Consider the following 23097-nt stretch of genomic DNA (forward strand, 5'->3'; position numbering starts at 1 on the left):
CTAAATTAAGTATTTTATCGAGAAGATGAAATATTAATTATCAAGAATAGTCAACCAATTTCATTTGATGAGATTGAGGTGCTGATTGTACGACAAAGACTTGCATACAAAGGAAGCCAAAATTAAATCTAGACCATACTGTTTCAACCACCGTGAGGCTCTTATTTTTTTTGAAAAGCAGGCAGGGGCAGATTGCTATTTGCATGAACTAGCCAAATATTTTTAACAACTCATGAATAACTAATTGACACAAAGGAATTGGCCAAATCAATAACAGGCTAATTCCTTTATTTATTTAATGGCTGAAATTAGTAGTTAAGTCATTTCGATCGTATTTATTCTGACTTTCACAATCAATTGTATCTGGAATTACTTTTTTAACCGTAAAGTTTATGATATATAAGCTATCAGCAGCCCTTATCGTATCTACGCCATGTAATGTTCTTGGGGTAACTGGTTGATACACTTCCTCATCATTTGATGTTGCAGATGATTTTTTACGATCTTTTATCAAAATAACGATAAAAATAATTACGGGTATGGCAAGAAGAGTTGCCCATAAATAAAATTTATTCTTCATTAAAATGTTGCCCTCCCAGTTCCAAAAAAGGCTTTTTAAGTAAAGAAGCGTGGAACTGTAGTCTTATTCGCTCTTAAGGCCCCGCAAAAAGCCCATGCAACAAAAAAGTTCAGTCCACACGCTATAGCATGAGGCATTTAAACTTTATTCTTGTTGCTTGTATAATTTTGCGGATTTTAAGAGCAAGAATAAAAGCTAACGCTTCTATATCAATAAATAGTTTTACTAGATATGAATCATTTCATAATGATATTCAAACTCTAAAGCGGGATTTTTTAAAAATTCTCGATGTAGCAGTTATTGCTAATCGTGCGTAAAACTAATAATTCTGATCATCATTTAAACAAAAAAAAACAAAAAATCTAAAATTGAACTAAAATTGTAGGTATCACATATAACGCATTCGATATAAATTCATTTCAATCGAATTGAGATGTAGCTAAATTGGAAACATCTAACTTATCCGACCGTAAAACATTTAGTTCCAATTAGAATGTTTATAATTTGGATAGCCTAAATAATAATTTAAAATTATCTTAGTTATATTTGACTATAATTAAGATCATCTATGAAAATCTTTTTAACGCTCGTACTCACTCTCGGCCTTTTTTTTACTTCATTGGCACAAAATAAGGCGAAATACAAAATCAAGATTGTAGAAAAAAACGGCAACGTGAGTCGTGGAAATTTTTATGCTGCTGCAGATGATGGCTTAACTATCATTAAAACCAGCCACGATACACTTAAGCTGAAGGCCGAAGACATTACCGCAATTTACATTTCTAGAAAAGGGTTAATTGGTCCGATGATGCTCGTTGGAGGTATCGCTTTTGTAGCCCTTTCTGCCACAAGTAATAATGCGTTAGAATCGGTAGTTGCATTGGTTGTAGGCATTCCCGTGGGTATGTCGGGAGGATTTCTTATTGGTCAACTCATTTCCAACAAAAAGTATTATAAGAAGCTAGAGGCGAAGGATTTTCCCTTGATAAAATCTAATTTACAACGTTATACACAGATAAAATAAATCGTTTGGCTACCCAAATCATAACGGTAAATTATTAGCTTTACCGCGTATTTTAACCAAATTATGTATGAAACTAGTATCCTATAAAACCGAAGATAGAGAGCACTTAGGTGTATTTGTTAATGGCCATATCTATAACCTCAATAGTTGTGATAAATTGATTCCAGATAACATGAAGGAATTTTTAGAGGATGCAGAAGTTTTGATTGACCGCGCCACAAGGATCGATGATCAAATAAAAAGCGGAGCTTTAGAGGCTAAAGAAGAGATTTTCTATGAGATTTTAGCACCTGTTCCACATCCAACAAGCTGTAGAGATGGTTATGCATTTAGACAACACGTTGCTGCTGCCCGTCGAAACAGGAAGGTAGATATGATCCCTGAATTTGACCAATATCCGATTTTTTATTTTACCAACCACAACGCCATTCAAGGCCCAGGAGAGATTGAATGTATGCCAGATCATTTCGAAAAACTCGACTTTGAATTGGAGATAGCGGTGGTAATCGGGAAGAAAGGGCGCAACATCAAAGCTTCAGAAGCCGATGCCTACATTGCTGGTTTTACGATTATGAATGACATGAGCGCCCGCACCCTGCAAATGGAAGAAATGTTATTGAATTTAGGTCCAGCAAAAGGTAAAGATTTCTCAACGGTTATTGGGCCATGGTTGGTTACACCAGATGAATTGGAACAATATAAAGTTCCTGCTAAGGAAGGCCATACAGGGAACGCCTACGATTTAAAAATGACTTGTCGGGTTAATGGAATAGAAGTTTCTAAAGGTAATGTTGCAGACATGGATTGGACTTTTGCCGAAATTATTGAGCGATGTGCCTATGGTGTAGATATCTTGCCTGGTGATGTAATCGGCTCGGGTACAGTTGGTACGGGCTGTTTCTTGGAGTTAAATGGTACAGGATTACTAAATAATCCAGATTATAAGGTGCAGTGGCTACAGCCTGGCGATGTTGTAGAGATGGAAATTACTGGCTTGGGCGCATTAAGCAATACAATCAGAAAAGCAGACACAGATTTTTCTATTCTTGCCTTGAAGAAGTGATTAATAGGTTGTAAAGTTTAAAAGTTGGAAGGTTAAATCGAACTCGCTCAATAACCAATGGCAAAAATCGAGAAATTTGAAGATTTAGAGATATGGCAACTTGCGAAACAGCTGGGTTTAGCGGCTTATAGAATTTCGGATTTAGAGCCAATGAAATCTGATTTTGGTTTGAAAGATCAGTTCCGTAGAGCCGCCATGTCAATGTCCGATAATGTAGCAGAAGGTTTTGAATACAATAACAACCCTGATTTTATAAGATTTTTGACTTATGCAAAGGGCTCATCTGGAGAGTTTAGAAACAAAATAATCATTTTGCATGAAGCTCGAAAACTTTCTGTTGATGATTATAATTTCCTCTATTCGAAATGTATTGAATTTTCTTCCAAAACAAAGCGCTTTATAGATTACTTAAAAGAATTTGAAAAGAAAAAGAGGGCTCTAAAGAAAGGCGTTTGATCATGAGTAACATGAAACAATAATTCGTTACATACGTGAATTGATCACCCAAAACATTCCAGCTTTTAAACATCTAAACATTCCAACTTTTAAACCCTTTCAACTTTTAACCGCCCATCTAGATGACACTAAAAACTGAGGATTTATCTCCCATCCAACTACAAGATTATTTGCAATATGCCATTGCACCAAGACCAATCTGCTTCGCTTCTACAATTGATGCTGATGGAAATATCAATTTAAGCCCTTTCAGTTTTTTTAATATGTTCAGCACAAAACCGCCAATTTGCATTTTTTCTCCGGCAAGGCGGGTGCGAGATAATACAACAAAACATACCTTAGAGAACGTTTTGCAGGTTAAAGAATGTGTGATCAATATTGTGAACTACGATATGGTGCAACAGATGAGTTTAGCCAGCACTGAATATCCGAAAGGCATAAATGAATTTGAAAAGGCAGGGTTTACCATGGTAAAATCTGATATGGTGGGCCCACCCAGAGTAGCTGAAGCACCAGTTCAGTTTGAATGTGTGGTTAATGATGTGATTGCTTTGGGAGAAAATCATGGTGCAGGAAACCTCATTTTGGCAGAAATCAAACTGATTCACATTAATGAAGATGTACTGGATCAAGATGGCAAAATAGATCAGAAAAAGCTAGATTTGGTTGCCCGTTTAGGCGGCGATTGGTATTGTAGGGTAACAGAAAGCAATCTCTTTAAAGTGGCCAAGCCTTTGGCCAAATTGGGTATCGGTGTAGATGCACTACCAAAAAGCGTTCGCCTTTCGAAAGTGTTAACTGGCAACGATTTAGGTATGCTGGGCAATGTTGAGTTTTTACCCAATGAAGAAGATATCGACTTGGTTAGCCGCCTCCCAGAAGTTAAAGAAATTTTAGATGCAACCATTGGCGATGCCACAAATAGAGAAAGAGAACTACACGAATTGGCCAAACAACTGCTTAAAGAAGGAAATATTGAACTTGCTTTAAAGATTGTTTTGCTTTAAATTAGTTGTATTTAAATCTGTTTTATGCACACCAATGTTGGAGTAGATCAATACATTGCCAATTCAGCGGAATTTGCAATCCCAATTTTAGAACATTTGCGGCGTTTAGTTCATTTGGCTGATGCCAGAATTGAAGAGAAAATTAAATGGAGTATGCCCTTTTTCGATTTTGAAGGAACGGTTTGCCACATGGCGGCATTCAAAAATCATTGTGCTTTTGGTTTTTGGAAAGCTTCGCTGATGGAAGACGAATTTAAAATTTTTAAGGAACGCCGGGATGGAATGGGTTGGTTAGGGAAGATCAAATCTTTCAAAGATCTTCCTGAAGATGAAATATTAATCGCCTACATTCAGCAAGCTATTGAATTAAATGAAAAGGGAATTAAGCTACCCCCTAAAAATAAAATTAAGGAAGCGAAAGAATTTGTTGTTCCAGAATATTTTTTAAAAGCCTTAATGGAAGATCCTGAAGCGATGGCTACCTTTCAAAATTTTAGCCTTTCTAATAAAAAGGAATATGTTTTTTGGCTAGAGGAAGCTAAAACAGAAGCAACCAGATTAAAACGATTGGAAACCTCGATAGATTGGCTTGCAGAAGGTAAAACCAGAATGTGGAAATATAAAAAATAACGATTAAAGTATCGTTACAATTTTCATAAACCGACTTTTGTAATACTCATTAAATTCGGTTATGGTTACGCCATGCGCCTTGCCTGAGGTAGAATGGATAAACTTAATGCCTTCACTGTCAATAGAATATACAATGCCCACATGGCCAATTCGCCTCACCCGAGGGTTGCTTCCCGTAAAAATCAAAACATCACCAACCTTTGCGTTTTCTAAACTGGTTACTTTACCCGTAGCGCTAAACTCTACCGAAGAACGCGGAACTTTAAATCCAAAATTACTAAATACGTAACTTACAAAACCAGAACAATCGAAACCAATTTTTGGATTGCTTGTTGCATAGCGATAGGGAATACCCAACATGCTTTTAGCAAAATCAATCAGGCTTGTAGAATTTGTAGATGACTCTTTTTGATTTAAATTTGCTGATTTAGGCAAGTTGGCCGTCAGTTTTTTTACCAGTTCTTGGTATTGTGCAGGAAGAACAGTTTGTGCTTTTCCGGTGCTTGCGAACAAAATCAAAAACGAAAATAGGATTAATGCTTTCTTCATACTGGAGCGCCAAAGATAGAAAAAAAAATTAAACTGTTTTAAATGTTGGGTCGCAGCTTAGTCTGAAGTGAAGCTGTATGGTTTATGAAAGTCATTTTAACGAACAGAATTTGGTTTTTACCCCCAAATTATGCCTTGGTACGGGGTTTCCCAAAACAATATAAAATACTTTTTCATTGTCGTAATTTTGAACCACTCTATTATTCCTTGGTTCGTGTCTTCACGAAACAATAGAAAATACTTTTTCATTGTCGTAATTTTGACCCACTCTATTATTCCTTGGTTCGTGTCTTCACGAAACAATAGAAAATGCTTTTCCAATCTCGTAATTTTGAACCACCTAAGACATATAAGGGCATAAAAGCTGATGCCTTGATTCGTGTCTTCACGAAACAATTCAAAATACTTTTCGAGTGTCGTAATTTTGAACCACCTAAGACAATCAGTGTTTTATGATTTTTAAAGAATTATGGCGTAGTTACTGCAACGGGCAAGATTTTGCCGTTAAAGAATTTACTGCCTGTTTTTGCAAAATCGGCAACGTATTTGCCCATCTCAAAAGCCATAATCGGACTTTGATAACCTGGAAAGGCAGTTTCTAACATTTCAGTTTGGGCTGAGCCTAAAGCCAAACAATTTACTTTAATGCCTTGATCTGCCAATTCGAAAGCCAAACATTCGGTTAAGGTATGCAAAGCAGCCTTACTTGATGAATAAGCCGCTAAACCCGGGAATTTAACACTACCTTGAAAACCACCCATGCTGCCGATGTTAACAATGTGTGTACCTGCTTTCATTAAGGGCAATGTATTTTTAATCATTCGGAAATGCGCGATCACATTGCTTTGCAACATTTCAGCCAAATCCTGTTCGGTAGTTTCTAAAAAAGGCTTATTAATTAATGCGCCTGCATTATTGATTAAGATGTCTATTGTACCCAAGCGCTCTTGTAAAAAAGGGATTAAGGCAGCGTAATCATCATTTACAATATCGAATTCTACCGGTAGGAGCGTACAATCTGGATTGATTCCTTTAGCAATTTCTAAAAGTTTACGAAGTTTATCAGCAGAACGGGCAATTGCCACTATTTTATTGGCGTTTTGTAAACTAAATTCTAACGCAGTTTCGAAACCAATTCCACTGCTTGCACCGGTAATTACAATATTCATCTATTTTATTTTTATGGAAGAGGTATGGTGTACGTTTATCCATTTATACCCCAAATTTCAGATTAGCTTCTTTAAAAAAATTATGTATTGGCTTTTGAGTTGACCTTAATTATAAGCCAAAGTTAGTAATTACTTTAATCTTCCGTAATTAGCTGGCTAACCGGATTTTTAATTACATACAAGCCATCGTTAATCAACTTGGTATGATCTGGTTCTTTCCCTGCTTTGATTTCAAGGTAAATTAAAATTTCTTTCTCCAGCTGATGGTACTGCTTTTTATGAAATACAAGTTCTAAAATTTCCAAAGCGCAAAGCCAGTCGTTCCGATAGCTGGTTTTAAGTGCTGCAAAAATTTCTGGGAGTTTATCCATTCCTTCTCCCTTTTCGCGAATGGATCTAACTAATTTATATAGGTTGTGAAGTCTTAAGGTTTTTTCGTCATAAGCAATGTGATGTGTTTTCTCGTTGCTGATTAAGGTAATCTCCTCATAGGCATCTTTATCGGCAGCACCATTAAAAACAGAAACAATCTTTTCGCCAACAGCCATATCATAAGTTCCCCATTCGGGCTTGAATAAAATATTGCCGTTGGCCTCTGTTACGCTACAGTCAGAGAAAGAAATCATAATCAGTTTACTGCTATTGTTTAAAACACTCATTATTGTTCCAACAACTTTAATTCCACTTTCAAAGAGTAATTCTGTTCGCTTACCCACCTCACATCCAGCAGATTTTAAATCCTCATTGGTAAAATCCTCCAAGGCTTTTGTGGCATTTTTTAATTTGCCCACAGGCGATGAAAACCCATCAGCATGATAATTTTTTCCATGTCCCAGAAGTTCTTTTCCGCCGAAGGCTAGGGCAGAAGGACCAGTGGTTTTAATAAATGTAACCTCATCTTGCGCATCAATACCAATGTCGGTAAAAACGCCACTAACCTGTAAGCCGGAGCTATAAACGGCCGTTGCCACATTTTTACAGGCAATAGCTTTCATAACACTTTCCGTTCCCCCTTTTCTGAAGGCCATTGTATCGGCAAATGCTTCCAGCACATCAATCAGATTTTGAAAAGTTTCGGTGACAAAAAGCTGCGGCTGTGGCTTTGTAATGTCGTAAGAGTAGTTTACCGTATCTATGTTGTACCACAGTTTTTTAACCGTGCTTTGCATGCAGGTAGCACTTTCTCCAATGGATGACAGCAAGCCTGCGCCATAAATTTTTGGTTCTTCTAAGCTTCCAATTAGGCCATACTCAACCGTCCACCAATGTAACCGACCCAATAGTGCCATTTCTGATGGTTCGCCCATATTGGCATTAATATATCTTAATTCCTTTTCGGCTTTTGCAATTTCTCTAACATCGGCATCAGCTGCTTCTTTTAGTATGGAAAGTTTTCTTATGGCTTCGTATAATTCAAAATCTTTGGCCGAAAACATAGCTTTGGCCCCAATAGAACCAAAATAGCTGAGGTAATTATTGTAATCAGTATCAGCAATGATTGGTGCATGCCCTGCACTTTCGTGGATAATATCTGGGGCAGGGGTATATTCTATATGGTTAATTTGCCTAATATCGGCAGCAATAACCAAAACCCGATAGGCTTGGTATTCCATAAAAGCTGCGGGCGGAATAAATCCATCAACCGTTACTGCACCCCAACCAATTTTGCCTAAATTATCGTTCATGGTTTGCAAATCTGGAATGTACTCAATGCTCAATCCTGCTCTCTGCAAGCCTTTTATATAGGGATAGTAGGCTACGTTTTTAAGGTAACTATAGTTTTGGCGCATCACGTATCGCCATACGGCCTGATCAATAGGTGTATATTTTTCGTAATTCTGAGCTACAATAAATTGCTTCAAATGTTTGGGCAATTTTGCTACCTGCGCATTATTAAAATGGTTAAAATCGCTCATAGGTATTATAGAAAGTTAGTTAAGGGCTAAGTTAGTTGGTTGCTTTTACCTAAGCAAGAAACCACGTGGATAAATTAGGGAATTAGCTAATTAGCAAATTAGAGAATGAGATAATTAGCGAATGAGAGAGTGAGGGAATTAGTGAATGAGGGAATGAGAGAATGAGGGAATGAGGGAATGAGGGAATTAGTGAATGATTGACCCACGGCTAATGAAATGAGGTTTGTAAATAAATTAAATATCACGTAAGCGTTTCATGCAGCTACCTGTGTACATAAACCCGATGGGAGCGATAGCCCGAGCTTTTTCAGCGAGGCTTTAGCGCACAGCGGGACAGCAGGTATGGCAGAACTACTGAACGGTCATTTCCTGGAAAAATTAGAGAATGAGATAATTAGAGAATGAGCGAATTAGTGAATGGGAGAATTAGAGAATTAGTGAATGGCAGAATTAGTGAATGAGGGAATTAGCGAATTATGAATGTGTGGCTGACGGGCTGAGATTTTGGGAGGTGAAGATTAATGCTTTTTATCTTTCTTTTTATCACCCAATTTTTTTACGCTGAAGGTGAAATAATGTTGGTATAAATAACTGAAACCTGCAATTAAAACGGTTACAATTACGCGTGATACAGTAGGATAAATATTTAGAATTTCGGAGAAGAACTTAAGTAAAATGGTTGTTAGTAATATATTGATAAAGTTTAAATTTAAAAAACGAAGAAGCTGAACCCTACCTTTTACCTGACTATGCGTAAAAATTACATATCTGTTGAGCAAAAAACTGTATGGAATGGCAATTGCAAAGTCAGCAATTAAAGCAGCCGTATTTCTTTTAATCGTCATGCCCAAAATTTCGGTTTCGCTTTGTAGAAAGATGTATTTATAAGCCAAAGTATAAACAATAATGCCCAAGGCGGCAGCGCTTCCCCCCGTGGCTAAGTATCTGAAATTGTGTTGCGAAATAAACTTTTTGAAAGGTGGATAAAAGAAATCTATAAATGCTAAAATCGCTTGGCGCATATGTTAAATGATGTTGTTTGGCACAAAGGTAGGTTTTTAGAATAAAATTGAGACTTGATTTTTTGGCTCAACGCCAAACTTGCTTTTTGTTACCGATTATTTGTATGAAATATGGGTTGCGAAACGAAATCGATTACTGTGCAGTAATTATAAGAGGGGTGGGGTTGAATGCTGACGCCCACCGTGTTGAGTTTATTTTTTTGATCGATAATGTTAAACCGATGGCCAAGTGATGGTACGCCGCAATCTAACAACAAGTGGCAAACAATATCAAGGCTTTTGGAGTAACCAAAATCAATATTTTCGCTCATCGATTTGTTGGGGAAGTATTTAGATAATCTTTTGGAAAATTGATCTCCGTTGCTACTTTCATGACTTGCTAAATTATTTCTATTCAAATCAACAGCGTGGCCTTTACTTAAGGCAGTTAGTTTGTCGTCAGGAAAAAATAAGGGTAAATTTTTAACGCCCTGTAAGTGTTTAAGTAGTGAGGTGTAATATGAATTTGTGCGGGTAATTTTGAGTTCGTCGTAATTTCGGTATTGCTTTACGTTGGCGTTGTATTGGTTGATGTAATCTTCTAAAAAGGTGTAATAAAATTTTTGCCCGTCTAAACGGATTAAATTCATGTAAAGAATTACCCCTTTTTCTTCCTCGCTTAAATAACTCACGGCGCCAGCGGTGTTTGCCTTTCTAATTTCGGCATCCGTCCATTGCTGCGATTTAGAAATTGAGGCAAAAAATAAAATAAAGATGCCTGTTAAAATAAAGCGATACATACGTGTGTTTCTTGGATAACGCCAATTGAAAGTATTTATTTTTAGTAGGCTAGTTTAAACTTATCCTTTAACGAAATATTTCAAAAATCTTAAGGAACAAGACTAAATGGGGTAAAGACCAAAGGAGAAAGGTGAAAGACTAAAGATTCGAAAGGAACCATAAAGAAACAAAAGAAACAGAAGTTTTGGTGCTTCTGCTTTGGTCTTTCACCACTCACCTTTATTGTGAAAATGTATAGTAAGCAATTAGTTACATCATTAAAACCCGATTAAAGGGTATATGTGCTAATTTCAGCCTAATTTTAAGTAATGAAAAAGCTAGGCGTTTTATTTAATATTTTACTAATTTCTTTTGCTCTACAGGCGCAGATTGACACCACCGCATTTAAGCAAATCTCAAAACAGATACAAACCATATATGCGCCAGATAAACGGGCTATATATTTTAATATTCAATTTAAAGGCGATACTGTTTTAGCCGAAAGCACATCCGAATTGGTTTTGAGCCAGTGGAATGAAAAAGCGAAAAATGTGAGGGGACTAAAGGTAAGTGCTTCTTTACCAGATAAATCCTTGAATGGAATGGAGTATGGTTTGGCTAATTTATCGGTTTGCAACAACAGGTCTATGCCTCAAAATTCGGCAGAAATGATGACGCAAATGCTTTTGGGTACGCCCGTGCAGGTGTTAAAGAAACAGGGTGGCTTTTATTTGGTTCGGACGCCTGACAACTATCTATCTTGGACGGATGCAACCGCTGTAAGCCTAATGAGTAGAAAAGCTTGGGAAGATTGGAAAGAGGCAAATAGAATTATTTTTACCGAAGATTTTGGCCATGCGCTTAGCACAACTCACGTAAATTCGGAGCGGGTTTCTGATTTGGTGAAAGGAAATATTTTGGAGGTAATTGGTGCTGATCGGCGTTTTTATAAAGTTGTTTTTCCAGATAAACGCGTAGGATTTGTTAAAAAAAACGAAGCTAAACGATTTGCAGATTGGCTGAAAACTCCGAATCCAGATGCTGAATTGGTTTTGAAAACGGCAAAAACCTTAATTGGAGTACCCTATTTATGGGGTGGAACATCTGTTAAAGGGGTAGATTGCAGTGGCTTTACCAAAACCAGTTATTTTTTAAATGGAATTGTAATCCCGAGAGACGCTTCTCAACAAGCTTTAGTTGGGGAAGATGTAGAGGTGTTGGAAAATGATTCCATCAGCATCTCGAAATGTTTAAAAAACTTGAAGCCGGGCGATTTATTATTTTTTGCAGCAGCTAAACTCCGTGGTGTAAAGGGTGGAAGGGTAACACATACCGCCATTTATATGGGCGATGGCACATTTATACAGGCAGCAGGGATGGTGAGAATTAATAGCTTAAAACCAGATGCAATTAATTTTGATGAACGTGAAAGCAAAACCTTAGTAAGCGCAAAGCGATATTTAAACCAAATTGGCCAAGCAGAAATTTCGAGAGTTGATCAACACAAGTGGTATGTAAATTGACATGAATATTTGAGCTTGTCGAGAACTCAATTGCATCCCGACAAGCTCAATATGAATTGAAATTTTAGATGAACATTCCGCCAGATGCTTCAATGCGCTGAGCATTAATCCATCTTGCATCTTCCGTACATAAAAAGGCAACAACGCCACCAATGTCATCTGGCAAACCCACGCGTCCTAATGCAGTTTGAGAAGCAATCACGGCATTTAGCTGAGCATTATCTCTAACGGCTCCACCACCGAAATCGGTTTCAATGGCGCCCGGGGCAACAATGTTCGATTTGATTCCTCTTGATCCCAATTCTTTAGCCTGATATTTGGTTAAAGTTTCCATAGCGCCTTTCATGGATGCATAAGCTGCGTAACCTGGCAAAGCAAAGCGAGCGAGTCCAGAAGAAACGTTAATAATGCCACCGCCATCGTTAAGCAAGGCCAATGCTTTTTGAGTCAGGAAAAAAGCTCCTTTTAAATGGGTATTTACTAAAGTGTCGAATTGTTCTTCAGTTGTTTCTGCAAATGAAGCGTGAACCCCAATTCCAGCGTTATTGATTAAAAAATCAAATTTCTCTGCATTAAAAACTGACTCCAAAGTTGCTTTAACTTCGCTAAAAAAATGGTCGAAACTTTTGGTGTCGGCAACATTGAGTTGAAGTGCAGCAGCTTTTACACCCATTTTTGTAATTTCCTGAACCGTTTGCGCTGCATCTTCTTTTTTCGATTGATAAGTAATGATGACATCAATCCCTTTTGAGGCAATTTTTAGTGCCGCATTTTTTCCTAGTCCTCGGCTTCCGCCAGTAATTAGGGCAATTTTATTTTGTGTTTCCATTTTCTTTTAATTGATTAAACAAAAGTACTGCGAAAATGGGTTGAAAAATGGTGATGGCTTAAGTAAAAATGGTGAGTAGTTAAGTTTTATGTGGTGATTGGTTCCGTTTGTTGTGCCAAGGCCTCAAAATAAGCCTCTCGGTATTGCTTAGGGGTTTGACCCGCAAAGTGTTTAAAGAATTTGGTGAAATTAGATGGATCGTAAGTTAATGTTCGTGCAATTTCGGAGATGGGCATATTCCCTTTTTTCAACATCGATTTTGAAATTTCCATCAACCGTTCTTCAAAAAAGAAACATGGCGAATGGCCAGTTGCCGCCTTAATGGTATTGCTTAAATGGGTTGGGTGAACATGAATTAAATCTGCAAAATCTCTAACCTCGAACATTTCCGTGGCACGACCAGAAATTACATCATCTAAATGCTTATCCAGCTCTTTTAAATAATCTGCTGCTATTTCGTGCCTGCGGGCAAAGAATTTCTGAGGAATGTTCATCTTGATGATTTTGAGGTTTGAACAAATATAAAACTCAAAGCATCTATTCTCAAATTTGCTTAATCCAATTGAGTTATTTTGACTATTAAATTATTTCATTTTTTATCGTTATTGACTAAAACTTACTCAACAGCACGCTCAAAAAGTTCCTTTGCTTTGATAAATGTAGCAGTGGTTTTAATTTCAGGGAACGTTTTTAAGTACAGGTCTGGCGCTTGGCATGTATAGATCTTTAGTCCATCATTCCGGGTTATTGCAAAATAATAGGTGCTTGCATCTACAACTTGAAACCTGCGAATTCGATGGGCAACGATTACAACTGAATCCTTATTTAAAAAATCCTCCGATTGAATTTTTGGTTTGATTTCTCTTATGTTTAATGAATCGTTTTGAATTGACCAAAAATCGATGGCGGTTAAATCATCCATCAACTTTAGCGCCTTTTTGCTTTCGAAAGATGCAATTTTGATTTTTGGCTTGGTAGATGGATTACTACGATCATCTGGAACTTGCAGTATTATTTTTTTCCAAGTTTTATTTTTTAAAGCCAGCACTTCAATGGTTGTAACATTTCCAATATTCCATCCTCCCTCAACATAAAAGGCAATGGTAAAATCGTATTTATTTTTCAAATACTCGTATGGTTTAGCATAGCTGTCTTGAAATTCAAGTCGGTGCACCGTTTTTTCGAGAACTTGAGCATTTGCGGTTATTAAATTAAGGGAAAGGAAAAGGATAGTTAGTTTTGCTAAGTTCTTCATATTAATTTAGATGAAATGTAACAGTCTATTCCATAAAAAAAACCACGAGTATCTTACTCGTGGCTTAATTTTACAAAAACCAGATGGATTACCAAGCTTTAAGCCAAAAGTGTTTTCCAGCTTACAGCCTTACCCACAATATCGGCTAAATCAGCAATGGCTACACGTTCTTGTTCCATGCTGTCGCGGTGGCGAATGGTAACCGTGTTGTCTTCTAAACTTTGGTGGTCGATGGTGATACAGAAAGGCGTACCTACCGCATCTTGACGGCGATAACGTTTTCCAATTGCATCTTTTTCTTCGTAAATACAGTTGAAATCGAATTTTAGGGTGTCCATAATTTCGCGTGCTTTTTCTGGTAAACCATCTTTTTTGGTCAATGGGAAAATAGCCACTTTGTATGGAGCCAAAGCAGGGTGCAAACGTAGCAAAGTACGACTGTCTTGTTTATCTTCGGTACTTAAATCTTGCTCTTCAAAGGCGTTAATCATCGTTAACAAAAACATACGGTCTAAACCAATTGATGTTTCAATAACGTAAGGCACATAGTTTCCGTAAGGTTTACCTTCTTCGTTTAAATCGTTATCAAAATATTGCATTTTCTTGCCAGAAAATTCTTGATGTTGCGTTAAATCGAAATCTGTTCTGCTGTGAATGCCTTCTACCTCTTTGAAGCCGAAAGGGAATTCAAATTCAATATCGGTTGCTGCATTGGCATAGTGCGCCAATTTCACATGGTCATGATAGCGGTATTTTTCTGGCGAAGTGCCCAAAGCCTTATGCCATTTTAAACGTGCTTCTTTCCAATATTCAAACCATTTCTTGTCTTCACCTGGGCGAACAAAAAATTGCATTTCCATTTGTTCGAACTCGCGCATCCGCATAATGAATTGGCGGGCAATTACCTCATTTCTAAAGGCTTTACCAATTTGCGCAATACCGAAAGGAATTTTCATTCTTCCCGATTTTTGTACGTTCAAAAAGTTTACGAAAATACCTTGTGCCGTTTCAGGGCGCAGATAAACTTCATCGCTACCCTCTGCCATTGCACCGAATTGCGTACTAAACATCAAGTTAAACTGACGTACGTCCGTCCAGTTTGAGGTTTTAGAAATCGGGCAAATAACTTTATAGTCAACAATTAAATCTTTTAACTGTGCTAAGTTTTCTGATTTGAGTGCAAGGTTCATTTCCACCTCAAGGGTTAAGCCTTTTTTAACAAATCTCCAACTTGCTTCATCAACAAATGGATATTTTTCGCTATCCAAAATTCCCGTTTCATCTTTAAAACTTGGAATCCAGCTTGCTTGCCCTTCATCACTAAGCCCCAATATTTCTTGTTGAAATTCTTCAAATTTGGCTTTATTCTCTGCACTAAAGTTTGCCAACTCAGAATATAATTCATCAATTTTATTTTCCAGTAATTGATCAGCGCGATAACGTTTCTTCGAATCCTTATTGTCAATCATCGGGTCATTAAAACCATCCACGTGTCCGCTGGCTTTCCAAACTTTCGGGTGCATAAAAATTGCAGAATCAATGCCCACAATATTTTCATGCATCTGCACCATGGCTTTCCACCAGTAGGTTTTAATGTTATTCTTCAATTCGGCACCCAGTTGGCCATAATCGTAAACGGCACTTAAGCCATCATATATTTCGCTGCTTTGGAATACAAAACCATATTCTTTAGCGTGTGAGATTACATTTTTAAATTGTTCGTCGTTATTCTTTTGAGCCATAATGCTGGCAAAGATAATAAATAAGGTAAAAGGTTTAGGCTGTGATGTTCAGGAATGTGGAATTTAAAGTATCATATGCGATAATTGTTTAAAATGGCGTCGATGAAGGTTTAGTGCCTATGGCTTCGAATTGCATTTTGAAGCTGATGTGTTCTATTTTTTTCTATTTTTGAATCATGAAATTTTATCAATTTCTTTTTCTGGGTTTGTTGGCCATTTTTGCATCATGCAAGCCCGAAGAAAAAGTTCATCACTATATTAAGTTTAACAAAACTGCCGATTTATACCAATTCTTAAAATGGTCTGCCGAAAATCGTTTTCCATTAATTAGTGCCCATCGTGGTGGCCCAATGCCAGGTTTTCCCGAAAATTGTATTGAAACTTTTAATAATGCCACCACCTATAATCCCCTAATTATCGAATTTGATATTGCTTATAGCAAAGATTCTGTACTGGTTATTATGCATGATGATAAACTCGATAGAACTTCTACAGGTAAGGGTGCGATAGGCAATTACACTTATGAAGAATTAACGACTTTTAATTTAAAAGATAATGATGGTAAGGTAACGGATTATAAAATCCCTACGTTAGACAGCGTTTTAAGCTGGAGTAAGGGCAAAGTCCTTCTGACTATCGATCTTAAAAGAGGGGTTTCTTATGCCAAAGTGATTCAAAAAGTTAGGCAATACAAAGTAGAAAGTAATTCCATCATCATCACTTATAATGCAAATCAAGCTAGAGAAGTCCACCAATTGGCGCCCGAGTTGATGATTTCGGCCTCCGTTCAACAAAAATCAGATTTGAAAAGATTAAATGCCCTTGGCATTCCGAACAATAGAATTGTGGCTTTTGTAGGCGTTAGTGCATCGGAGAAGGAATTTTATCAATATCTTCATAATAAAGGGATTACAACCATTTTAGGTACAATGGGCAACATCGATAAAAGTGCTTTAACGAAGCCAGCCAAGTTGGTTTATTATCATTTGGTCAATAACGGGGCAGATATTTTATCGAGCGATAATTTACCACAAGCTTCCGAGCAATTGAATAAATTTCGATATAATAAGAAGCTGAGTTCTGAATTCGTTAATTAAATAGTTTTGCTCCAGCCAGTTCATCAATAAATCCAAAACATGAGTATTTCAGTTAAAAATCTTTCTAAACATTACGACAAACAAAAGGCGGTAGATGCAATCAGTTTTGAAGCCAAACCTGGTCGTATATTAGGTTTTTTAGGTCCGAATGGTGCGGGGAAATCCACCACAATGCGCATGTTAACAGGCTACCTAGATCCTACTTTGGGCGAAGCGGAGATTTGTGGAAGAATTATCTCAACCCAGGCTATTGAGGCTAAAAAGCATATTGGCTACCTACCAGAAAATACACCGCTTTATTTAGATATGTATGTGAAGGAGTTTTTGAATTTTGTTGGTGATGCGTATCAATTATCCAATCTATCGGCCAGAGTAGAAGAGGTAATTAAACAGGTGGGCCTAACGCCAGAGCAGCATAAAAAAATCGGAATGCTTTCTAAAGGCTATCGCCAACGGGTAGGTTTGGCACAGGCTATTATTCACAATCCTGATGTTTTAATTTTGGATGAGCCTACATCGGGCTTAGATCCCAATCAATTGGTTGATATTCGAGCGTTGATTAAAGAACTTGGAAAAAATAAAACAGTGGTAATTTCGACGCACATTATGCAAGAGGTTGAAGCCATTTGCGATGACATCATCATTATTAGCAAAGGAAAAATTGTGGCGAATGATACTTTGGAAGGAATAAAAAATACACACCAAAACAGTTCGTTAGAAGATATTTTCAGAAAACTCACCGCTTAGAAATATGAATCAGATCAAGTTTGTTTTAGTGCTGTTTATTTTTTCAGTTTCCATAAAAGTCCAAGCTCAAAATAATAGCTCGATTGGTGTCGGGGCTGAAATAGGTTTGCCTTCTGGAAATTTTACTTCGTTAAGTGGTATCGGCTTAGGCGCCTCATTAAAAGCCAATTTACCCATTTCGCAAAGCTTTGCCATAACCTTAAATGGTGGCATTATGAATTTCTTTGGCAAGCGTAATCAAATTATAAATATTAAAGACCTTACTTATTTACCAGCGAAGGCAGGTTTGAAATATCAATTAGGGGAAGGTTTTTATGCAGAAGGACAAATTGGGGCAGGCTTACCCTTAAACGAGGGGCAAAAGGCGCTTTTTATTTGGTCGCCTGGAATTGGAAATATATTTCGTATAGGAGGAAAAAATAAATTGGATTTGGGAATTAGGTATGAATCTTGGATGGGGAAGAATGATAACCAAATTATTTTAAACCGCACAAGCAGTAAAGGTTTTGTAGGTATTCGATTTGCCTATCTTTTCGGTTTATAAATGAATAGAAACCGAACTTAGATTTTGACGATGTTTGATGGAATATTTATTTAACTTCGGAGTTTTAATAGCATATGTACGCAGTTTTTAAACGCGAATTATTTAGTTTCTTAAGTTCGATGGTTGCTTACATCACCATTGGGATATTTTTATTGGTTTCGAGCCTATTGCTTTGGTTTTTTCCAGATACCTCACTGCTTGAGTATGGCTACGCAGAATTGAGTGGTTTTTTTAGCTTAGTGCCTTATCTTTTTATGTTTCTGATTCCGGCCATTACCATGCGTTCATTTGCTGAAGAAAGGAGAGAGGGTACCTACGAATTATTGGTAACCAAGCCCATAACGCTTTGGCAAATCATCGCAGCTAAGTATTTAGCAAGTTTGGTTTTAGTGTTATTTGCGCTTATGCCAACACTGGTTTATTGGTACTCCATTTCTAAATTGGGTTTTCCAGAGGGGAATGTCGATTCTGGAGCGGTAATTGGCTCATACTTAGGGCTATTTCTTTTAGGTTCGGCCTTTACATCTATAGGAATATTTGCGTCTGCACTCACCAAAAATCAGGTAATTGCCTTCGTCGTTTCAGCAGGCTTATGTGCCTTTGCATTTTTAGGCTTCGATTTTACAAGTCAGTTAATTGCGCTTCAAAAAATAGAAACTTTAGTTGTTGCCTTCGGAATTAACGAACATTACATTTCGATAAGCAGAGGCGTGTTAGATACCAGAGACCTCTTGTATTTCATCACCTTCTCTGCTGTTTTTTTATGGTGTACCAGGTTAATCATGGGGGGGAAGAAATGATGAAAAAGCAGCCCAAATGGATTAATTTGACATTGGTTTTGGCCGTGTTAATCGCTTTGAATTTAGCCGGACAATTTTTTTACCACCGTTTTGATTTTACAGCAGATAAGCGTTTTTCTTTAAGCGATAAAACGAAAACCATCCTGCAAAGGAACGACAAACCAATTATCATAACGGTATTTTTAGACGGACAATTACCACCTGCATTTAAACGTTTACAAGCTGCGGTTAAAGATTTGCTGGCTGATTATAGGGCCTATTCAAAAGCTGAAATCAAAGTGGTTTTCGTTGATCCAATTGCAGGCTTAAATCAGGCCGATCAAGACACCGTCATTAATAATCTGTATCAGCAAGGTATTGAAGCCACAAACATCAGCGTGAAAACCGAATCAGGCTTAACGCAAAAATTGGTGTTTCCAATGGCCATGATGGAAAGTGGTGGCAAACAACTTCCTATAAAGTTATTTCAAAATTTAGAGGCTGGAGCAGGTTACGAAGACAATTTTAATCGGTCTATCGAAAACCTCGAATATACATTTACCTCCAGCTTGAAAAAAATTATCAGTGGCGAAAATCCGAGGATTGGTTTTACAGAATCGAATGGGGAATTATCTGATTTACAGCTTTATGATGCTCGATTTATCCTTTCTAGCAGTTACGAAGTTGGTCGCGTGGATTTGAATACCATAGAGAAGGATGGTTTAGATAAGATTAAACTGCTCATTATAGCCAAACCCAAAAAACCTTTCACTGAAACCGAAAAGTATAAAATTAACTACTTTGTTATGAATGGTGGGCGAGTGGTATGGACGATCGATCAAGTGCATGCAGAGTTGGATAGCCTAAAGGGTAGAAATGGGCAAATGGTATCCAACAATAATTTAAATTTGGATGACATGCTCTTTATGTATGGCGCCCGTATAAATTACAATGTAATCGCCGATCGAAATTGTGTTGATATTCCAGTCTCAACAGGCCGTGTGGCTGGCCAAAGCCAGATGCAATTGGTGCCATGGCTTTATTATCCAATTTTATTGCCAGATACTGTACACAGCGTGGTAAAAAAACTGGATGACATAAAATCAGAATTCCCAAGCACGGTTGATACCATTGGAGTTAAAAATGTAAAAAAATCTTACATCTTAACCACTTCAGCCTTCAATAAAGTATTTAATGTACCAAAACTGTTTACCTTACAAATGGTTGCTGAAGAACCCGATCCAAAAACCTTTCAAAATCCGCCACAAAATGTTGGATTGATGCTAGAGGGAAGTTTCCCATCTGTATTTCAAGGGCGACCGTTGCCTGCTGGAATAAAGGAGCCTTTTACACTGGCTTCAAGCAGCAAACCCACAAAAATGATTGTTATTGGCGATGGAGATTTATTTAAAAACCAAATTGCCGAAAAAGATGGTTCGCCCTTTCCTTTAGGGTTCGACCGTTTTACACAACGCACTTATGGAAATAAAGCGCTATTATTGAACATTGTAGATTACTTTACCGATGAAGATAACCTCATCGACCTGCGCAATAAGGAAGTTAAAATAAGATTGCTGGATAAGGCAAAGTTGAAGATCGAGAAAACAAAATGGCAATTCGTAAATATTGTAGCGCCTATGCTATTGTTAATATTCTTCGCAATTTTTCAACATTATTACCGCAAGTACAAGTACGCTAAATAATTTTTCTATTTTTGAAGAAGACTAATTGATATCATGAGATTTATTGTATCCACATCAACTTTATTAAAACACCTACAAACTGTTAATGGTGCATCTAGCAGCAGCACAGTTTTGCCTATACTTGAAAACTTTTTATTCGAGATTAAAGAAGGTAACTTAACTATTTCTGCTACCGATTTACAAACCAGCATGACCACCTCCTTGGCTGTAGAATCAAAAGAAGAGGGTAAAGTAGCTGTTCCATCCAAAATCTTATTAGATACTTTAAAAACTTTACCAGATCAACCAATTGCCTTTAATATTGATGATGCTACATTTGCAATAGAAATTAGTGCTGGTGATGGTAAATATAAATTGAGTGGAGAAAATGGAGACGATTTTCCTAAAATTCCAGTGGTAGAAAATGCCTCATCGGTAAATCTACCTGCTTCAGTATTAACCGAAGCCATTACAAAAACAATATTTGCAGTAAGCAACGATGAGCTACGCCCTGCTATGACAGGCGTTTACTGCCAGTTATCCCCTCAGCACATCACTTTTGTAGCAACAGATGCACACAAATTGGTGCGTTACCGCCGTATGGATAGCAAAGCAGATAAGGCAACATCTTTCATCCTGCCTAAAAAAGCATTAACACTTTTAAAAGCAGCTTTGCCATCAACAGATATCAATGTTTCAGTAGATTACAATGCAACAAGCGCTTTCTTCAAATTTGAGAACATCAACTTGGTGTGCCGTTTAATAGACGAACGCTATCCAGATTATGAGGCAGTAATTCCAACCAACAATCCAAATAAGTTGGTTATCGATAGAGGATTGTTTTTAAATACCTTACGTCGTGTTGTCATTTTCGCAAATAAAACCACCCATCAGGTACGATTAAAGATAAACGGAAGTGAATTGAATATTTCATCAGAAGATTTAGATTTTGCAAATGAAGCTCATGAGCGTTTAAGCTGTCAGTACGATGGTGAAGACCTTGAAATTGGCTTTAATGCAAGATTTTTGATAGAAATGCTGACTAATTTGAGTGGCGATGAAGTGACCCTAGAATTATCTACTCCAAATAGAGCAGGGCTTTTAATCCCTCAAACCAATGATGAAAACGAAGATGTGTTAATGTTGGTAATGCCAGTGATGTTAAATAACAGTTATTAATCTGTATATTTTCATTAAAAACATAGGAAATGGCTTGGTTTTTGACCAAGCTTTTTTTGTAAACTGCCAAATACAACTTCCTATGAAAATCTTTACTAATCTCTCAATCGCTTTCAACACGCTGTTTTTATTGATCATCTGCTCTTTCACTTTGGTTTCGTGCAAAAAGCATGATCCTGATGTCGTTGTAAATGGAGCATCGAAAGTTAAAATGATCAATGCTGTTCAAACTGAATTCAATCAGGAAGTTTATTTTGATGGTGTGAAAGTAACAGCAGCGGCTCTGTCTTTTGGAGAAAGTAGCGATTATTTAAAAGTCAGCTCTGGATCTAGAAACGTTTCATTTAAGGGAACAAATAACGTTTCCACGCAAGCGCTGATAAACTTTACCCCATCCATCACATACACCACATTTTTGGTTAGCGATAGAAACGGAAATCGGGAGGTGGTAAGTTATGAGGATAATTTAAGCAACACAGAAACAGGAAAAGCAAAAATTAAACTCATTAATTTAACGCCTAATTTTGCAACGGGTATTAATGTAACCGTTCAAGGCGGAACACAGTTTGTTAACGGTTTACAATACAAAGAGGCGTCGAATTATTTTAATGTAGATGCTGGAATGAATTTGAGATTTAACGTTGTAGGTTCTGGAAGTATTAAAACCATTGATGGAACCCTCTTGGAAGCGGGTAAAATTTATACCATTTGGTTCAGTGGAGTTACTGCCGCGACTTTAGAAAATCACATCGTGGTAGATAATTAATTATTCTAAACTAAAATCCTTCTGCTATCTTTACGTTTTAATGGTATAGCAATTTCTATATGAAGCATTCAAAATTTTTATTACCCATAATCTTATTTGTTTTCTTTGGATCGTTACTATTGAGTTCCTGTATCAAAAATAACAGCAACATTGCTGGGGATGCTAAAATTATTTTCGCTAATTATGTGAGTACAGGCTTATCTAAAGATTTCTATTTAGATAGTATAAAATATGGCGCAGGTGTGTCTTATGGATCGAGTTCGGCTTACGTAGTGGTTCCGGTAAACACCTTTTTGCCCGATGGGCAGACGTATAAATTTGCTGTCAAAGATTTTAATACCAACTCAACATTAAACGGAGCCTTAAGTCAACTGGTGAAAATTGGCAAGAATTACACTGTTTTTTATACGAAGAACAAAAGTAATCCGGCTGATTCTCTGTTACTTATCCACGAAGATGATTTAAGCCTAGATCCAAACAGAACACGATTGTTTATCATCAACCTGGGGTACACCTTGGGATCAAAAGTGGTGATTAGAGATAGTTTAAATACTTTCAACAAAACCTTAGATTATGGTGAAATGACAGATTATATCCCTGTAAGGTTTGGTGGCAAAAATAAGATTTATGTTAATTTAGTCGATTCGGCTAATGTGGTTGACACTCTAAGAGCCAATAGTTTTTCGGTTAATAAGGTGGTTACCATCGTACTTGATGGTAATAGAGATGGCAAGTTGCTGGAACGACTTATCGCTAATAATTAAAATTAACATTAATAT

At 37.1% G+C, this 23097-nt stretch carries 24 protein-coding genes; 14 read left to right on the forward strand and 10 right to left on the reverse strand.

The window, feature by feature from the left end; genetic code table 11:
• Nucleotides 1-295 precede the first annotated feature (295 nt).
• Entirely contained in the window at nt 296-580 is a 285-nt protein-coding gene (locus DHW03_RS00310; protein WP_109923783.1) for a hypothetical protein, read from the reverse strand.
• A 568-nt stretch (nt 581-1148) separates the two neighbouring features.
• Between DHW03_RS00310 and DHW03_RS00315 the strand changes: the two genes are divergently transcribed.
• The 5 genes from DHW03_RS00315 (at nt 1149) to DHW03_RS00335 (ending at nt 4760) form a co-directional block, all read left to right on the forward strand.
• Nucleotides 1149-1604 (forward strand): hypothetical protein, encoded by a 456-nt coding sequence (locus DHW03_RS00315; protein WP_109923784.1) that lies wholly within the window; start codon nt 1149-1151, stop codon nt 1602-1604.
• 67 nt (nt 1605-1671) lie between these two features.
• Nucleotides 1672-2667 (forward strand): fumarylacetoacetate hydrolase family protein, encoded by a 996-nt coding sequence (locus DHW03_RS00320; RefSeq protein WP_109923785.1) that lies wholly within the window; start codon nt 1672-1674, stop codon nt 2665-2667.
• Nucleotides 2668-2724: 57 nt separating this feature from the next.
• A complete protein-coding gene (locus DHW03_RS00325) occupies nt 2725-3123 on the forward strand; it encodes a four helix bundle protein (protein WP_109923786.1) in 399 nt (132 codons plus the stop codon).
• A 122-nt stretch (nt 3124-3245) separates the two neighbouring features.
• Nucleotides 3246-4130, forward strand: coding sequence for a flavin reductase family protein (locus DHW03_RS00330; RefSeq protein ID WP_109923787.1), 885 nt, complete (start codon nt 3246-3248; stop codon nt 4128-4130).
• Nucleotides 4131-4154: 24 nt separating this feature from the next.
• Nucleotides 4155-4760, forward strand: a complete 606-nt coding sequence (locus DHW03_RS00335; protein WP_109923788.1) for a YdeI/OmpD-associated family protein — start codon at nt 4155-4157, stop codon at nt 4758-4760.
• 3 nt (nt 4761-4763) lie between these two features.
• On the opposite strand, the gene DHW03_RS00340 is transcribed toward DHW03_RS00335, so the two are convergent.
• From DHW03_RS00340 to DHW03_RS00365, 5 genes are all read right to left on the reverse strand, one after another.
• The gene (locus DHW03_RS00340) at nt 4764-5309 is read right to left on the reverse strand and encodes a C40 family peptidase (RefSeq protein ID WP_109923789.1); all 546 of its coding nucleotides are present in this window, start codon (nt 5307-5309) and stop codon (nt 4764-4766) included.
• 467 nt (nt 5310-5776) lie between these two features.
• Complete coding sequence (locus DHW03_RS00350) at nt 5777-6478, reverse strand: SDR family oxidoreductase (protein WP_109923791.1); 702 nt, start codon at nt 6476-6478, stop codon at nt 5777-5779.
• A 134-nt stretch (nt 6479-6612) separates the two neighbouring features.
• Nucleotides 6613-8394 (reverse strand): aromatic amino acid hydroxylase, encoded by a 1782-nt coding sequence (locus DHW03_RS00355; protein WP_109923792.1) that lies wholly within the window; start codon nt 8392-8394, stop codon nt 6613-6615.
• A 518-nt stretch (nt 8395-8912) separates the two neighbouring features.
• Nucleotides 8913-9416 carry a GtrA family protein gene (locus DHW03_RS00360; RefSeq protein WP_109923793.1) on the reverse strand — a complete coding sequence of 168 codons (504 nt, stop codon included), beginning with the start codon at nt 9414-9416 and terminating at the stop codon, nt 8913-8915.
• Nucleotides 9417-9505: 89 nt separating this feature from the next.
• Nucleotides 9506-10195 carry a CAP domain-containing protein gene (locus tag DHW03_RS00365; RefSeq protein WP_109923794.1) on the reverse strand — a complete coding sequence of 230 codons (690 nt, stop codon included), beginning with the start codon at nt 10193-10195 and terminating at the stop codon, nt 9506-9508.
• Nucleotides 10196-10504: 309 nt separating this feature from the next.
• On the opposite strand from DHW03_RS00365, the gene DHW03_RS00370 reads away from it, so the two are divergent.
• The gene (locus DHW03_RS00370; protein ID WP_109923795.1) at nt 10505-11698 is read left to right on the forward strand and encodes a C40 family peptidase; all 1194 of its coding nucleotides are present in this window, start codon (nt 10505-10507) and stop codon (nt 11696-11698) included.
• Between the two features lie 64 nt (nt 11699-11762).
• Here DHW03_RS00370 and DHW03_RS00375 read toward each other — a convergent pair whose 3' ends face one another.
• The 4 genes from DHW03_RS00375 to DHW03_RS00390 all read right to left on the reverse strand — a co-directional run bounded on the left by DHW03_RS00375 (nt 11763) and on the right by DHW03_RS00390 (nt 15524).
• Nucleotides 11763-12527: an SDR family NAD(P)-dependent oxidoreductase gene (locus DHW03_RS00375; protein WP_109923796.1), complete on the reverse strand. Its 765-nt coding sequence runs from the start codon at nt 12525-12527 to the stop codon at nt 11763-11765.
• An 86-nt stretch (nt 12528-12613) separates the two neighbouring features.
• Nucleotides 12614-13021 carry a helix-turn-helix domain-containing protein gene (locus tag DHW03_RS00380; protein ID WP_109923797.1) on the reverse strand — a complete coding sequence of 136 codons (408 nt, stop codon included), beginning with the start codon at nt 13019-13021 and terminating at the stop codon, nt 12614-12616.
• 122 nt (nt 13022-13143) lie between these two features.
• Nucleotides 13144-13782, reverse strand: coding sequence for a hypothetical protein (locus DHW03_RS00385; protein ID WP_109923798.1), 639 nt, complete (start codon nt 13780-13782; stop codon nt 13144-13146).
• Nucleotides 13783-13880: 98 nt separating this feature from the next.
• Nucleotides 13881-15524: a glycine--tRNA ligase gene (locus DHW03_RS00390; RefSeq protein WP_109923799.1), complete on the reverse strand. Its 1644-nt coding sequence runs from the start codon at nt 15522-15524 to the stop codon at nt 13881-13883.
• A 176-nt stretch (nt 15525-15700) separates the two neighbouring features.
• On the opposite strand from DHW03_RS00390, the gene DHW03_RS00395 reads away from it, so the two are divergent.
• The 8 genes from DHW03_RS00395 (at nt 15701) to DHW03_RS00430 (ending at nt 23082) form a co-directional block, all read left to right on the forward strand.
• Nucleotides 15701-16621, forward strand: a complete 921-nt coding sequence (locus tag DHW03_RS00395) for a glycerophosphodiester phosphodiesterase family protein (RefSeq protein WP_109923800.1) — start codon at nt 15701-15703, stop codon at nt 16619-16621.
• A 39-nt stretch (nt 16622-16660) separates the two neighbouring features.
• Nucleotides 16661-17368 carry an ATP-binding cassette domain-containing protein gene (locus tag DHW03_RS00400; RefSeq protein WP_109923801.1) on the forward strand — a complete coding sequence of 236 codons (708 nt, stop codon included), beginning with the start codon at nt 16661-16663 and terminating at the stop codon, nt 17366-17368.
• A gap of 4 nt (nt 17369-17372) precedes the next feature.
• Nucleotides 17373-17912: a hypothetical protein gene (locus DHW03_RS00405; protein ID WP_109923802.1), complete on the forward strand. Its 540-nt coding sequence runs from the start codon at nt 17373-17375 to the stop codon at nt 17910-17912.
• 74 nt (nt 17913-17986) lie between these two features.
• Nucleotides 17987-18712, forward strand: a complete 726-nt coding sequence (gldF, locus tag DHW03_RS00410; protein WP_109923803.1) for a gliding motility-associated ABC transporter permease subunit GldF — start codon at nt 17987-17989, stop codon at nt 18710-18712.
• Entirely contained in the window at nt 18709-20394 is a 1686-nt protein-coding gene (gene gldG / locus DHW03_RS00415; protein WP_317046783.1) for a gliding motility-associated ABC transporter substrate-binding protein GldG, read from the forward strand. The genes gldF and gldG overlap by 4 nt, the downstream gene beginning before the upstream one ends.
• Before the next feature lie 33 nt (nt 20395-20427).
• Nucleotides 20428-21552 carry a DNA polymerase III subunit beta gene (dnaN, locus tag DHW03_RS00420; protein ID WP_109923804.1) on the forward strand — a complete coding sequence of 375 codons (1125 nt, stop codon included), beginning with the start codon at nt 20428-20430 and terminating at the stop codon, nt 21550-21552.
• Nucleotides 21553-21634: 82 nt separating this feature from the next.
• Entirely contained in the window at nt 21635-22318 is a 684-nt protein-coding gene (locus DHW03_RS00425) for a DUF4397 domain-containing protein (RefSeq protein WP_109923805.1), read from the forward strand.
• Nucleotides 22319-22377: 59 nt separating this feature from the next.
• Nucleotides 22378-23082, forward strand: a complete 705-nt coding sequence (locus DHW03_RS00430; RefSeq protein ID WP_109923806.1) for a DUF4397 domain-containing protein — start codon at nt 22378-22380, stop codon at nt 23080-23082.
• Nucleotides 23083-23097 lie beyond the last annotated feature (15 nt).

Origin of the sequence: Pedobacter yonginensis (assembly GCF_003173595.1) — a bacterium.
Taxonomy (GTDB): domain Bacteria; phylum Bacteroidota; class Bacteroidia; order Sphingobacteriales; family Sphingobacteriaceae; genus Pedobacter; species Pedobacter yonginense.